Below are 15,490 nucleotides of genomic sequence, written 5' to 3'. Positions count from 1 at the left end.
TCCAAAATGTTTATTGCATATACAGTATTAACTACTTAGCCGACATAAGAGCAACAGTAGTATCTAACATGCGATTAGAAAACCCCCACTCATTATCATACCAAGAAAACACTTTCACAAGTCTTCCAGATACCTTAGTTAGAGTAGAGTCGAATGTGCTGGATGCAGTACTATGATTATAATCAACAGAAACAAGATAGTCAGAACTGAAATCTAAAATCCCTTTTAAAGTCCCTTCAGATGCATCTTTTAAGATTTCATTTATTTCTTTAACAGAGGTTTCTTTTTTGGAAATAAAAGATAAATCTACTAATGATACATTAATAGTAGGAACTCTTATAGAACAACCATCTAGCTTACCTTTTAACTCGGGCAGAACCAAACCAACAGCGGCAGCAGCTCCAGTTTTTGTTGGAATCATGCTCATGGTAGCAGACCTCGCTCTTCTTAAATCTTTGTGAGAGACATCTGTAAGAACTTGATCATTTGTATAAGAATGAATAGTGGTCATAAGACCGCTTTCTATTCCAACAATATCATTTAAAGGTTTAACAATAGGGACTAAACAATTGGTTGTGCAAGAAGCATTGGAGATAACAGTATGTGATGATTTGAGTATGCTATCATTTACTCCAAATACCACTGTTGCATCAACATCTTCTCCACCAGGAGCTGATATTATAACTTTCTTAGCTCCACTCCTAATATGAGAAAGAGACTTTTCTTTAGATGTAAAGACTCCAGTACATTCCAAAACAACATCAACATTAAGTGATTTCCAAGGCAGTTCTTCAGGATTGCGATTAGCTAGCATTTTTATTCTATCGCCATTAACAATCATACAATCTTTTTCTACTAATATTGAACCATTGAATTTGCCATGAACAGTATCAAAACGAGTTAAATGAGCATTTGTTTCTGAACCACCCATATCATTTATAGCAACTATTTCTATATTATTTTTTTTGCCATATTCATAATGAGCTCGCAGAATATTACGCCCTATACGACCATATCCATTAATTGCAACTCTTATTGCCATAATTACATCCCTTTATTTAGTAAAATCTTTCTTACAGCATCTGCAGCTATATCAACGGTTAAACCAAAAAACTTGAATAAACAACCAGCAGGAGCTGACTCACCGTAACGGTCTATGCCTAACACTATTCCATCTATACCAACATACTTATACCAACCAGATGTAACACCTGCTTCTATAGCTATACGAGGCAAATTGATAGGTAAAACTTTATTTTTCCAATTAATATCTTGTTTATCAAAAACATCAGTGCTTGGCATGGAAACTACTCTAACCATTATGCCTTCTTCACTCAACTTGTTTTGAGCATCTAAAGCAATAGAAACTTCAGATCCAGTAGCAATAATCACTGCTACTGGATTACTTTTTTCTTTTAAGATATATCCACCTTTACTTATTGAATCAATAGTATCTTTGTCACGTTTAACAAAAGGCAAATTTTGCCTAGAAAGTAATAAAGCGGTTGGGCCATCATCATTAATTTTCATTTCAACATTAGATTCTCTACCAACTGCATATAACCAAGCTACAACAGTCTCTAAAGTATCACAAGGTCTCCATACAGATAAATTAGGAATAAGACGCAAGCTAGCAGCATGTTCTATTGACTGATGTGTTGGCCCATCTTCGCCCAACCCTATTGAGTCATGAGTAAATATATGTACAACCTTTTTTTTCATTAAGGCTGCCATTCTAATGGCATTGCGTGAATAATCAGAAAAAGTTAGAAAAGTACCTCCGAATGGCAAATAACCACCATGTAATGATATTCCATTCATTATTGCGGCCATACCGAATTCCCGCACACCATAGTTTATATATCTACCAAAATCAATTCCTTTTTTAGCAGCTCTAACAGAAACAGAGTTTTTCCAGTCAGTAAAATTTGATCCAGTTAAATCAGCTGATCCACCTAGTAATTCAGGCATTTCTGAAACAAGCTCAGTAATAACTAACTGAGAAGCTTTTCTTGTAGCTAAGGTCTCAGCTTTATCAACTGTCAAATTAATGATTTTATTAGAGAACTCATCAAATTGGTTTGGTAGTTCTCCATTCATTCTGCGGACAAGATCAGAAGATAATTCAGGATATTTTTCACTATAAGCACTAAATTTAGATTGCCATAAGGATTGAAGTTTAGCACCTGTTTCTTTAGCACTCCATTCTCTATATATCTCTTCTGGAATAAAAAACTTATCATATTTCCAACCAAGATTTTCACGCGTAGACGCTACTTCATCCTTGCCTAAAGGAGAACCATGAACACTATGAGTCCCAGCCATGTTTGGAGACCCTTTTCCTATTATAGTTCGACAAATTATCAAAGTTGGTTTCTCATCTTGAGATCTAGCTAGTTTTATGGCTGCATCAACAGCAGTTACATTATGACCATCTACTCCTTCAATTACATTCCAATTATAACCACGAAAACGCATTGCCGTATCATCACCAAACCAGTTTTTTACATGGCCATCTATAGAAATACCATTGTCATCATACAATACTACCAACTTAGATAATTTTAACGTTCCAGCCAGAGAACATACTTCATGAGATATTCCTTCCATCAAACAACCATCACCAACTATAGCGTAAGTTCCATGATCTATAATATCAAACCCTGGTCTATTAAACTCCAAAGATAATAGAGACTCTGCCAACGCCATACCTACTGCATTAGCTAACCCTTGTCCAAGAGGGCCAGTTGTAGTCTCAACTCCTGGAGTGATGCCAACTTCAGGATGACCAGGAGTTTTTGAATGTAATTGTCGGAAATTCTTCAGGTCATCTATAGAGAGATCATAACCAGTCAAATGTAACAACGAGTATAAAAGCATAGAACCGTGTCCATTGGATAAAACAAAACGATCTCTATTTATCCAATTAGGATCAGAAGGATTATGTCGCAAGTTATTTTTCCACAATGCTTGTGCAATTTCTGCCATTCCCATCGGGGCTCCAGGATGACCTGAATTTGCTTGCTGCACAGAATCCATAGATAAAACACGTATAGAATCTGCTAAAAAATATTTAGGTGTGTCTGTCATATTACTCATGTGATAACTCTTTAACTCCAACGCTTAAAAATAAATAATCTGGTTATTTTAATTTTACCATCTGTATAAAATATAGTAACCTAGACTAAACAAATTTGTGATTATGTTTATAATTAATGTATCTATGTAAACACAGTATGTCCAATTGAAGATAATACCAGGATTAATTTATCAATAATATGCATTTATCACGTTTTTTTTGCGATATCAGCCTAAATATAGGTGGAATTATCCAGCTTCCTTGTGATGTAGCACGTCATATAAAAGTGCTTAGACTCAAACATGATGAAGATATTTTACTTTTTAACGGTCTTGGAGGAGAGTATCTATCAAAATTAATTATAAAGAACAAAAACTTCTTTGCTGATATACGAAAATATATTGAAAATGATGTCGAGCTATCAGGTAATATAACTTTGGTTCAAGCCATCACATCAAAAAATAAGATGGATGTTATAATAGAAAAAGCTATAGAGCTTGGAGTAAAACGTATTATTCCTATACAAACACAAAGGGGCAACAACCACATAACTAACGATAACGTAGAAAAAAGCTTGTCACATTGGAGACGTGTTATAATCTCAGCTAGTGAACAGTGTGGTAGGAGCTTGTTAGCTAAAATTGATGAGTGTGTTCATTTGAATAATTATTTAATGCAACCTAAAGAAGAACCACATATAATGTGTGACCCATTATCAAATGATAATATTTTTGATGTATTAGGGAAAATTAAAAACGAAAAATCATTAACTATAATGATAGGACCTGAAGGCGGATGGTCTGAAAAAGAATTGAATATGGCAGCTAATTCAAATAGCATATACCCTATGAAATTTGGTGCAAGAATTCTTAGAACAGAAACTGCCGCAATTGCAATTATTTCTGCCATTGCCAGCATGAAATGCTGGAATCTCTGATTAAATAAAATTATCTAACTGGAAGTTTGATGTGAAGTATCGTGATTTAAGGGAATTTATTACTTATTTAGAGAAAAAAAATTTATTAAAGAGGATTAATGCTCAAGTTTGCTCTAATTTAGAAATAACAGAAATATCATCAAGAGTAATAGCTAAGCAAGGACCAGCTTTATTATTTGAAAATGTACTACATAACAACAAAATATCTTCTATACCTGTATTAACCAATCTATTCGGAACAGTTGATAGAATATCACTTGGAATAGATTCCAATTCTATAAAATCATTAGCTGACGTCGGCGAAATTTTAGCATCGTTACGCGAGCCTGAAGCTCCAAACAGTATTCGTGATGCTTTTTCAAAAATTTCCATTTTAAAATCAGCATTGTGGGACATGAACCCAAAAATAGTAAGTAATGCTCCTTGCCAAGAAATTGTTATAGAAGGTAAAAATGTTGATTTATTCGATATACCAATTCAAAAATGTTGGCCAGATGATATAGCTCCTTTGTTAACATGGGGTTTAGTTATAACAAAAAAACCATTCGCTAAACGCCAAAATATAGGCATATATCGCCAACAGTTATTAGGACAAAATAAATTAATAATGCGCTGGCTTCCTCACAGAGGTGGTGCATTGGATTTTCAGGAACATGCAAGACTTAACAAAAATATACCTTTTCAAGTTGCCGTTGCTATCGGCACTGATCCCGCAACTATGCTAGGAGCAGTTACTCCAATACCTGATAGTCTATCTGAGTATCAATTCGCAGGTTTGCTTAGAGGATCACGAACAGAGATAACAAAATCTATTGGATCGGAGTTATACGTTCCTGCAAGGGCAGAAATAATTATAGAAGGTTGCATAATGCCATCATCAGAATCATCATCAGGATATGAAATGGCTTTAGAAGGTCCTTATGGTGACCATACAGGTTATTACAACGAGCAAGAATGGTTTCCTGTTTTGACTGTTAACAGAATCACAATGAGAAGATCTCCTATATACCATTCTACTTATACTGGAAAACCTGTAGATGAACCAGCTGTGCTTGGTTTAGCTATGAACGAGATATTCATACCAATACTGAAAAGACAATTTACAGAAATTGTAGATTTTTATTTACCAGCTGAAGGATGCAGCTACAGATTAGCTATAATATCTATTAGGAAACAATATGTAGGCCATGCAAGAAGAATAATGTTCGGATTATGGGGTATGCTTCGTCAATTTATGTATACAAAATTTATAATAATAGTAGACGAAGATATAAATGTTAGGGATTGGAAAGAAGTTATCTGGGCTATAAGTACACGTACAGATCCATATAGAGATACTTTGTTAGTAGAAAATACTCCTATAGACTACTTGGATTTCGCTTCTCCCAAATCAGGATTAGGTAGTAAAATGGGTATAGATGCTACTAACAAACTACCTGGTGAATCTGATAGACAGTGGGGAAAATCAATAAGAATGCTTGATTCAGTCAAAGATAATGTTGACAGTATATGGGGCAGTCTTGGAATATAAAAAGCTTTATATTTTTGAACTTATTGTTCATAATTTTTCTGTCTATTTAAATTTAAAAAATCGTAAATCAAAAAAAACATTAATAATATCGTGTCAAAATTAATAGATATATCCAACTTTGATTATTTTTTGCCAAAGAATCTGATAGCACAAAACCCAGAGGTTGAGCGCAGTAATAGTAGATTACTACATATAGATTCAAGAAAAAATACTCATGATCTTCATTTTTATGACTTGACAAAAACATTAGAACCAGGAGATCTTCTGGTTTTTAACGATACAAAAGTAATAAAAGCACGTTTGAAAGCTCAAAAAAACAGTGGAGGGAAAGTAGAGATTCTTATAGAACGAATTTTAGATCCAAATACGGCAATTGCTCAAATCAAATCTAACAGTACTATAAAAATAGGTACAAAAATAATAATTTCAAATATTGTTGAGGTATATATTTCCTCAAGAAATAGTGATTTTTTTATATTAAAATTTTCCGAAAACATTGATAATGTTCTTGAAAAATATGGCAATATCCCATTGCCACCATACATAAATAAGCATAATGATGCTTTTGATGAATTAAGATATCAAACAATATTTGCAAAAAATCCAGGAGCAATTGCAGCACCAACAGCTGGTCTTCATTTTGATCAGAGGATTTTAAAAGAGCTTAAGTCACGTGGTATAAACATGGCATTTTTAACTTTACATGTAGGCGCTGGAACATTTAAACCAATTAGAACTCAAGACATAAACGAACATATAATGCATACTGAAAAGTATGAGATTCCATTATCAACAATAAAATCAATACAAGATGCAAGAACTAATGGTAAAAGGGTAATTGCAGTAGGAACGACTAGCGCTAGGGCATTAGAATCGGCAGCATTAGATCAAAATAATTATTCTTTGTTAAATAGATGCATAATAAATCCAGTATGCAGTGATACAAATTTGTTTATAAAACCTGGATATGAATTCAAAATTATAGATGCCTTAGTAACAAATTTCCACTTACCAAAATCCACTCTGTTAATTCTAGTTTCTGCATTAGCTAGCAAAGATATAATTTTGAAAGCTTATGATCATGCTGTGAAATGCAATTATAGATTTTTTAGTTACGGAGATGCAATGTTAATTGAGCGCCAAAATGATAAATAATCTGAATTTCGAAATCATAAGTAAGGATGGAATTGCTAGAAATGGATTGCTACACCTAAATCATGGGACTATAAAAACACCAGCCTTTATGCCAGTTGGAACTGGTGGATGTGTAAAAGCAATTTTAAAACGAGATTTGGAAGAAAATGGAGCTCAGATAATCTTAGGAAACACCTTGCACTTATGGATGAGGCCTGGTATGGATATTATACAATCCCACAAAGGATTACATAATTTTATACAATGGCAGAAACCAATATTAACTGATTCAGGCGGTTTTCAAGTATTTAGCTTAAAAGAGTTATGCAAAATAACAGAGGAAGGAGTTAAATTTGCATCCCCTATAAATGGATCAAAACTATTTTTGACACCAGAAAAATCTATACAAATACAAAGCATATTAAACTCCGATATTGTAATGATTTTTGATGAATGCACTCCATATCAAATAGGATCTCATATTATAACTATGGAAGAAGCATGTGATTCTATGAAATTATCGCTTAGGTGGTCTAAACGATCTATGGATGAATTTAAACGTCAAGAGAATAAAAATTTTATATTTGGAATCGTGCAAGGAGGTTTTTATGAGAATTTACGCGAAGAATCTATAAATGGATTATTGGATATTGGATTTAACGGATATGCTATTGGAGGACTTTCAGTTGGCGAGCCAAAAGAATATTTACATCAAATTCTTGAGTTTATAAGTCCTAAAATACCAGATAATTTTCCAAAATACTTAATGGGAGTCGGTACTCCAGAAGACATAGTAAATGCAGTATATAATGGTGTTGACATGTTTGATTGTGTTATGCCAACTAGAAATGCTAGGAATGGTTGGCTATTTACTAGATACGGAAATATTAAAATAAAAAATTCAAAATATAAAAATGATCTTAATAATCTTGATCCAACATGTGATTGTTATACTTGTATAAATTTTACAAGATCATACTTGCATCATTTGCAAATAACTAAAGAAATAAATGCATCAATGCTAAATACTATACATAATTTGCACTTTTATCTAAATATGATGAATGAAATTAGAGAATCAATACATGAAAGAAAATTTGATATATGGAAAAAAAATTTTTTGGAAGATAGATCTAGTAATATCTAGTAATATATTAAAAATTGATAAAGAATAAAAAACAATTATAATAACTAATTGATATTAATAAACAGGAATGTAAAAATGCATATAAACAGCATCTCAAATTTGATAATAACCCAGGCAAATGCCACAGTGGCGGAAAGTAGTCCCATATTGAACATGCTGCCTATATTAGTAATGTTCCTTGTTTTATATTTTTTAATGATAAGACCTCAAGTAAAGCGTCAAAAAGAGCATAAAAATCTTATTTCTAATTTATCTAATAATGATGAGATTATTACTTCTGGTGGAATATTAGGAAAAATAAGAAAAATAAATGAAAATTATATTGTTATTGATATTTCATATTCTGCAGATAAAAATCCTGTAGATATAGCAATTCAAAAAAATTCAATTATCGGAATAATGCCCAAAGGAACTATAAAATCATTATAGTGTATTTAAAAATCTTAATCTCACTTTCTCATAGCAATTATCTAAATTTATGAACCGCTATCCTGCTTGGAAAAACCTGTTGATTACATTTGCGGTTCTTGTTGGTGTCATTTATATGGCTCCAAATTTCTATGAATTAGTACCTTTTATACAAATATCTGAGACAAGGACACAGAAAAAAATTGATAGTATATTTCTTGAAAAAATCAAAAATATAATCTCTGATTCCAATTTAAAAAAATATTCCTTGTCTATCGAAACAGATAATAGCGTAAAAATCAATCTATTTTCGGCAGAAGATCAGTCCTTTCTTCTAGAGAAACTTGATAAGAACTTAAACAAAGACTCAAATAAAATTAATATATATAACATAACAGTTGGCATGAATAGTATAACGCCAGGTTTTATGAGAATATTTGATTTTATCGGAGCTAAACCCATGTCGCTGGGTTTAGATCTGCGTGGAGGCGTACATTTTTTAATAGAAGTTGATACCGAAGCAGCAGTAGAATCAAAATATGATGAAACTGCTATGGAAGTAAGATCTATTCTTAATAGAAAAAAAATAATATCAAAAGTAGAGCGTAACAGAGGTGAAATACTAGTCAAATTTAATAAATTAACTGATAAAAATGAAACGATAAAAAACATAAAAAAACAGTGGCAAGACGATGATCTTTTTATCGAAGAAAGTAGACAAAATCAATCATCAATAAAAATTTCTTTTAGCAAGAAATTTTTAGAAAAAATAAAAACTAATGCAGTTTCCCAAAATATATCTACTCTAAATAAACGTATAAGTGGGATAAGCGACTCTGAACCGATAATACAACAACAAGGCAGCAAACGTATAATTGTCCAGCTTCCTGGAAAACAGGATATCTCAAAAGCTAAAGATTTGATAGGAAGAACAGCAAAACTAGAGGTAAGAATGGTTGATGATACTCACTCAACTAAAAACCTCTTTAAAAAAGGGGGATTACCTTTTGGTATAGAGAATATTAAAGATCATAACGGTAATAATACATTTATCTACAAACATCCAATATTAACTAGCTCTAACATAAAAGATGCGCATTATGGCCGTGATCCTCAAACAAGACAACCTTCTGTAAATCTAACACTAGATTCCAAAGGCGCTCGTATATTTAAAGATGTTACCAGAGATAACATAAATAAACGAATGGCAATAATATTATTTGAAAATGGCATAGGGGAAATAATAACAGCGCCATTTATAAGAAGCGAAATATCTGGAGGACAAGTGCAAATATCAGGAGCTATGAGTCCTGAAGAAGCAGCAGAAATTTCAGTATTGTTACGATCTGGATTACTAGCAGCACCAATGAAAATTATAGAAGAAAAAACTATAGGCCCAAGTTTAGGCCTAAATAATATAGAAAAAGGTTTAAAATCTACAATATATGGATTTATCTCAGTAGTTTTTTTTATAACAATTTACTATGGTGTATTTGGACTGTTTTCTAGCATTGGTTTAATTATAAATCTAATACTTTTAGTTGCTTTATTATCTGTACTGCAAGTATCAATAAATCTACCAGGTATAGCTGCTATTGCTCTTACCGTTGGTATGGCAATAGACTCTAATGTTTTGATTAATGAAAGAATAAGAGAAGAATTAAGGAACGGTAACAATCCACAAGAGTCAATATACTATGGTTTCAAAAGAGCTTGGTCCACTATTTTAGATTCTAACTTTACAGCTTTAATAGTCGGGTTATCATTACTAACATTAGGATCAGGGACAGTCCGTGGATTTGCAATAGTACATTGTCTTGGAATAATAACATCAATGTTTTCATCTGTTTTATGTGTCAGAATGATGGTGAACTTTTGGTATGGAAAAAGAGCAAATCTTTCAAAAATATCAATAGGTGAAGTTTGGAAACCCAAAAAAAATAATTAAGGAATACTATGGAATTTTTTCACATCGATAAAACTATTCCTTTTATGAAATACTCATTAGTTCTTAATTTAATAAGTTTAATGACATTTATAGTATCAATATTTTTTATAACTAATAATGGGTTAAATTTATCCACAGAATTTACTGGAGGTACAATTATAGAAATGAATTTTTCGGCAGAAAACAAGATATCCACCGATGAAATTCGTGAAACTATATTTAAGATGGGATATACAGATTATCAGGTGCAAATATTTGATTCTTTACATGAAATAATGGTTCGACTACCTGTTTTATCAAAAAATAATACTTTAGATAATACAGCTAATAAAATTCTATTGGAGCTGAAAGGCTATGATGAATCATTGCAAATCATCAAAGTAGAAACAGTAGGACCTCAGGTGGGTAATGAATTAATATTGGATGGAATATTAGCTCTAATAACTGTAGTTATAGGTATAATTATTTACTTAACTATAAGGTTTGAATATAAATTAGCACTATCTGGTATAATTGCAAATTTACATGATATAGTAATCATTCTTGGTTTCTTCGCGTTTTTCCAATGGGAATTTTCACTTTGTGTCCTCGCAGGATTGTTAGCTGTATTAGGGTATTCTGTTAATGAATCTGTAATAGTAATGGATAGAATACGTGAAAATATAAATCATTCTAATGGAAGTGACATAACAGAAATAATAAATATGTCAATTACGCAAACAATTTCTAGGACTATAATAACCCACGGTTGTACGCAAATGATGGTACTTTCTTTACTAATATTTGGTGGCCAAACATTACATTACTTTTCTCTTGCTTTGACAATAGGAATATGGTTTGGAATATATTCATCGGTATTTGTTGCTACATCTCTTGCTATTTTGATGAAATTTGGAGACAAAAGACTATATGTCATGAAGTAAAAACTTAATTACTTAAATAGTTCAAGAACACTTATCAATAATACATCGAATTCCTTATCCAAACATATAGTATATATATTTCTTATATAGCTATAATTTTTATTCTAATTATTTTTAAACATGAAAGAGAAAAATATTAAAATATTTGTTGATAATAAATCTATAGTGAAATACAAAAAGATTTATATTAAGACCTTTGGTTGCCAAATGAATACATATGATTCAGATAAGATGGTTGATATATTATACAAGCATGGATATACTTCAGTCACAGATAATCCTGAAGAAGCTGATTTAATAATATTCAATACATGTTCAGTAAGAGAAAAAGCGCAAGAAAAAGTATTCTCAGATCTTGGAAGAGCAAAAACCATAAAACAAAGAAATCCTAATATAATTATTGGGGTTGGTGGATGCGTAGCTAGCCAAGAAGGTCCTGAGATTCTAAATAGGGCTCCATTTGTAGATATAATTTTCGGCCCTCAAACCTTACACAGATTGCCAGAGCTTATAGAAAAAAGAATAAATGAAGGAAAATCTCAAGTTGATATAAGTTTTCCAGAAATAGAAAAATTTGACTCAATGATACCAGCAAAATCTAAAAGTCCAACAGCTTTTGTATCTATAATGGAAGGATGTAGTAAATACTGCAGCTTCTGTGTTGTCCCTTACACAAGAGGAACAGAGTTTTCTAGACAATTCGAAGATGTTTTGATAGAAATTGCTGATTTAGCATCAAATCAAGGGATAAAGGAAGTAACTTTATTGGGACAGAATGTAAATGCTTATCTAGGTAAGACTAGTGATGGAGACATAGCTGATTTTGCTAAATTATTAGAATATGTTCATGAAATACCAGGAATTGACCGTATAAGGTATACGACATCACATCCTAGAGAAATGACTAAACGCATTACCTATGCTTACGCCAATTTGCCAAAATTAGTATCATTTGTACATTTACCAGTTCAGTCTGGAAGTGATCGTATACTCTCTTCAATGAAAAGAGGCTATACCGCTATCGAGTATAAATCAATAATTAAAAAATTAAGAGAATCAAGACCTGGTTTATCTGTTTCATCTGATTTTATAGTTGGATTTCCAGGGGAAACTGAAGATGATTTTAAAAAAACTTTACATCTAATAGAAGAAATAGGGTTTGATACATCTTTCTCATTTATATATTCAAGACGTCCAGGAACACCAGCATCAAACTTAAGTGATGATGTACCATATGAAGTAAAATTAGAAAGACTGCAAGAATTACAAAGACTGATTGATAAACAAGCACAAGAAATAGCTATAGCAATGATAGGAACGAAGCAACGTATTCTAGTAGAAAAAACTTCTAAAAAGAATCCTGCAGAATTTATGGGTCGTACTGAAAATAATCGAATAGTAAATTTTCAATCTAATAAAAATCTTGTTGGAAAAATGATAGATGTATTAATAGTTAAAGCAAATAGAAATACATTGCGGGGGCAAATATAATCTCAATTTAATAATTATACATTTAATGAAAACAAAATCGGAAGTTATCCCAGAAAATACTTTTATCATTTTAGATGATGCTAGTAATTTATCTTTGTCAAAATTGTGTGGACCATTGGATACTAATATTCATACAATATCTAACATCACAGATACAAAAATTATAAGATCTAGCAATAAATTTACAATTACAGGATCAAATATTTTTTTAGCAAAAAAAGCAATTTATTTTTTCCACGAACAGTCAAAATACAAAGAAGTAAGTAAAAAGGATATTATTTTAGGAATGTCAGAACTTGATATTAATTATTTAGATTACGACCTTAAACCTTCTAATCTAAAAAAGCTGAAAATAAGACCAAGAACAAAAAATCAATATAGTTATGTGCATAATATTCTACATAAAGATATTACATTTGGAGTAGGTCCTGCTGGCACTGGTAAAACCATACTAGCTGTAGCATGTGCTGTTAACGCATTAGATAACCATAATGTTGAACGTTTAGTAATAACTCGTCCAGCAATAGAAGCAGGAGAAAAACTTGGATTTTTGCCTGGAAATTTAGAGCAGAAAATTGATCCATATCTTAGGCCATTGTATGATTCATTATATAATTTCATTGGAATTGATAAAGTACAAAAACTATTTGAAAAACAAATAATAGAAATAGCACCTTTAGCATATATGAGAGGAAGAACAATAAACAATGCTTTTATCATACTGGATGAGGCTCAAAATACTACTTCTGAACAAATGAAAATGTTTTTAACTAGGATCGGATTAGGCAGTAAAGCTGTCATAACAGGAGATCCATCGCAAATTGATTTACCTACAGGTCATAAAAGTGGATTAAATGATGCTATAGCAATATTAAATGAAATAGATGATGTATCTATAAATTTATTCACTTCACAAGATATATTCAGACATCCATTAGTAGCAAAAATTGTAACTGCTTATGAACTCAAATCAAAAAAATAATAAAACTTCTATAAAATTAAATTTTCAATATGAAGATAAAAATATATTCATTACTGAAAAACTTTTAAGAACCTGGGTAAAAAAATCTATTAATATATCTTTTTTACATTGTCCTTATATATGCAATAAAATAAGTTTAAATATTAGAATAGTTGATGAAAGAGAAATTAGGGAACTGAATAGAACTTTCAGAAAAAAAGATAATGGAACAAATGTAATAACCTTTGAATATGGCATAGAAAATGGATGTTTATCTGGAGATATTATTATTTGTTTTTCCATAGTAAAAATAGAAGCTATTCAGCAAAAGAAAACTTTTCAAGATCATGCTGCGCATATAACAATACATGGAGTACTACATGCCCTAGGATTTGACCATTTAAACAGTGAAGATGCTGTGAAAATGGAATCGATGGAAATAGAAATACTAAATAAATTTAACATCAAAAATCCGTATTTATAATGCTATTAAAACAATATAATAAATATACATATAAAAGTATCTTGATATTTAAGATATAATCATCTAACAATTAATCCAGTTTTACAGAGTAATGTCTGACAATCCATATAATAATTATACATTAGCTAAATTTATCAACCGTATAAGATCTTTATCTAAGAATTTCTTTACATTTTTGAAACAAAAAAATTCTCCAAAAGAAATACAGGAAATAAAAATTTTGCTTGAAGAAGCACATATAAAAGGTCTAATAGATTTAGATGCGCTATCAGCAATACTTGGAACTATAAATATCTCAAAAAGAACAGTAAGCGATATCATGATTCCACGTTCTAAAATGAACATGCTAGAAATATCCATGTCAATAAATGATATGACCAGTATAATCTTAGAAACAACACACTCAAGATTTCCTGTTTTTGAAAATGAACGTGATAATGTTATAGGAGTTTTGCTGGCAAAAGATCTACTTAAATGTATATCTAATAAAGATATAGAGATTAGATCACTAATAAGGCCTGCTTTCTTTATACCAGAATCAAAAAAATTAAATATATTATTAAGAGAATTTCGTATTAGTCACAATCATCAAGCTATTATAATAGATGAACATGGAGGAATTTCAGGGCTTGTTACTATGGAAGATATTCTTGAGCAATTAGTAGGTAATATAGAAGATGAATTTGATCATGTTGAAGAAAACTCCATATTTCAAGATGGTCCTAATCAGTGGATAGTAATGGCTGCAACTGACATAGATCATCTTAATAATTATTTGAATATAAAATTGCCAAATCATGAATATGATAGTGTTGGAGGATGGTTGGGAGGTCAGATAAACAGAATTCCAAAATGTGGCGATAGTGCTACTTGTGAAGATGTTCAAATAGAAGTGATCAGAGCAGACAGCAGGAGAGCTTTATGGTTAAAAGTAAGAAGAGTATAGTTTGAAACTAAAACAGTCTTATTTTTTAGAAAAAAATAGCAAGAAAAACATTTCATTATGATATTTATCATAATGAAATGTTTTAAGTATCAACGAAGTGTGTTCAAAACGCAAAAAAACAAATAAGAAATAATTTCACATAAAAATATGCTTGCACATAAAATAAAATTATAGCATAATTACAAGCTAGACAATGAACAGAAATGGAGGGGGGTATAGCTCAGCTGGGAGAGCGCTTGCATGGCATGCAAGAGGTCAGCGGTTCGATCCCGCTTATCTCCACCAAGTTTTTAGTCCCCTTCGTCTAGAGGCCTAGGACATCACCCTTTCACGGTGAGTACAGGGGTTCGAATCCCCTAGGGGACGCCATTTTGTTTTAAAGATTTTAAAGAGCTGGAGCGGTAGTTCAGTTGGTTAGAATACCGGCCTGTCACGCCGGGGGTCGCGGGTTCGAGTCCCGTCCGCTCCGCCAATATCATTCACTTAGTATATTGGATATTT

At 31.5% G+C, this 15,490-nt stretch carries 13 protein-coding genes and 3 tRNA genes; 14 read left to right on the top strand and 2 right to left on the bottom strand.

Annotation, left to right across the window (positions count from 1 at the left end):
• Window positions 1–31: 31 nt before the first annotated feature.
• Together gap and tkt are read right to left on the bottom strand one after the other, a co-directional pair.
• Window positions 32–1,042: a type I glyceraldehyde-3-phosphate dehydrogenase gene (gene gap, locus CONE_RS00655; RefSeq protein WP_015396838.1), complete on the bottom strand. Its 1,011-nt coding sequence runs from the start codon at window positions 1,040–1,042 to the stop codon at window positions 32–34.
• Between the two features lie 2 nt (window positions 1,043–1,044).
• Entirely contained in the window at window positions 1,045–3,099 is a 2,055-nt protein-coding gene (tkt, locus tag CONE_RS00650) for a transketolase (RefSeq protein WP_015396837.1), read from the bottom strand.
• 179 nt (window positions 3,100–3,278) lie between these two features.
• On the opposite strand from tkt, the gene CONE_RS00645 reads away from it, so the two are divergent.
• The 14 genes from CONE_RS00645 to CONE_RS00580 all read left to right on the top strand — a co-directional run bounded on the left by CONE_RS00645 (window position 3,279) and on the right by CONE_RS00580 (window position 15,461).
• The gene (locus CONE_RS00645; protein ID WP_015396836.1) at window positions 3,279–4,016 is read left to right on the top strand and encodes a 16S rRNA (uracil(1498)-N(3))-methyltransferase; all 738 of its coding nucleotides are present in this window, start codon (window positions 3,279–3,281) and stop codon (window positions 4,014–4,016) included.
• 31 nt (window positions 4,017–4,047) lie between these two features.
• A complete protein-coding gene (locus tag CONE_RS00640) occupies window positions 4,048–5,547 on the top strand; it encodes a UbiD family decarboxylase (protein ID WP_015396835.1) in 1,500 nt (499 codons plus the stop codon).
• A gap of 90 nt (window positions 5,548–5,637) precedes the next feature.
• Window positions 5,638–6,702 carry a tRNA preQ1(34) S-adenosylmethionine ribosyltransferase-isomerase QueA gene (queA, locus tag CONE_RS00635; protein ID WP_015396834.1) on the top strand — a complete coding sequence of 355 codons (1,065 nt, stop codon included), beginning with the start codon at window positions 5,638–5,640 and terminating at the stop codon, window positions 6,700–6,702.
• A complete protein-coding gene (tgt, locus tag CONE_RS00630) occupies window positions 6,692–7,828 on the top strand; it encodes a tRNA guanosine(34) transglycosylase Tgt (protein WP_015396833.1) in 1,137 nt (378 codons plus the stop codon). The genes queA and tgt overlap by 11 nt, the downstream gene beginning before the upstream one ends.
• 75 nt (window positions 7,829–7,903) lie before the next feature.
• On the top strand, window positions 7,904–8,257 hold the full coding sequence (gene yajC, locus CONE_RS00625) for a preprotein translocase subunit YajC (protein WP_015396832.1): 354 nt from the start codon (window positions 7,904–7,906) through the stop codon (window positions 8,255–8,257).
• 49 nt (window positions 8,258–8,306) lie between these two features.
• Window positions 8,307–10,184: a protein translocase subunit SecD gene (gene secD / locus CONE_RS00620; protein WP_015396831.1), complete on the top strand. Its 1,878-nt coding sequence runs from the start codon at window positions 8,307–8,309 to the stop codon at window positions 10,182–10,184.
• Window positions 10,185–10,192: 8 nt separating this feature from the next.
• Complete coding sequence (gene secF, locus CONE_RS00615) at window positions 10,193–11,107, top strand: protein translocase subunit SecF (RefSeq protein WP_015396830.1); 915 nt, start codon at window positions 10,193–10,195, stop codon at window positions 11,105–11,107.
• 120 nt (window positions 11,108–11,227) lie between these two features.
• Window positions 11,228–12,598 carry a tRNA (N6-isopentenyl adenosine(37)-C2)-methylthiotransferase MiaB gene (gene miaB, locus CONE_RS00610; RefSeq protein WP_015396829.1) on the top strand — a complete coding sequence of 457 codons (1,371 nt, stop codon included), beginning with the start codon at window positions 11,228–11,230 and terminating at the stop codon, window positions 12,596–12,598.
• 25 nt (window positions 12,599–12,623) lie between these two features.
• Window positions 12,624–13,580 carry a PhoH family protein gene (locus tag CONE_RS00605; protein WP_015396828.1) on the top strand — a complete coding sequence of 319 codons (957 nt, stop codon included), beginning with the start codon at window positions 12,624–12,626 and terminating at the stop codon, window positions 13,578–13,580.
• Window positions 13,558–14,043, top strand: coding sequence for an rRNA maturation RNase YbeY (ybeY, locus tag CONE_RS00600; protein ID WP_015396827.1), 486 nt, complete (start codon window positions 13,558–13,560; stop codon window positions 14,041–14,043). Before CONE_RS00605 ends, ybeY begins: the two co-directional genes overlap by 23 nt.
• Before the next feature lie 91 nt (window positions 14,044–14,134).
• Window positions 14,135–14,989 carry a CorC family transporter gene (locus CONE_RS00595; protein ID WP_015396826.1) on the top strand — a complete coding sequence of 285 codons (855 nt, stop codon included), beginning with the start codon at window positions 14,135–14,137 and terminating at the stop codon, window positions 14,987–14,989.
• Window positions 14,990–15,198: 209 nt separating this feature from the next.
• A tRNA-Ala gene (locus CONE_RS00590) sits at window positions 15,199–15,274 on the top strand.
• Between the two features lie 8 nt (window positions 15,275–15,282).
• Window positions 15,283–15,358, top strand: a tRNA-Glu gene (locus CONE_RS00585).
• Window positions 15,359–15,384: 26 nt separating this feature from the next.
• Window positions 15,385–15,461: transfer RNA gene (locus CONE_RS00580), tRNA-Asp, on the top strand.
• Window positions 15,462–15,490: the final 29 nt, after the last annotated feature.

It is taken from the genome of Candidatus Kinetoplastibacterium oncopeltii TCC290E (assembly GCF_000340865.1).
GTDB lineage: Bacteria > Pseudomonadota > Gammaproteobacteria > Burkholderiales > Burkholderiaceae_B > Kinetoplastidibacterium > Kinetoplastidibacterium stringomonadis.
Note: the sequence above shows the minus strand (reverse complement) of the source record. Positions and strands in the feature narration are given on the sequence as shown.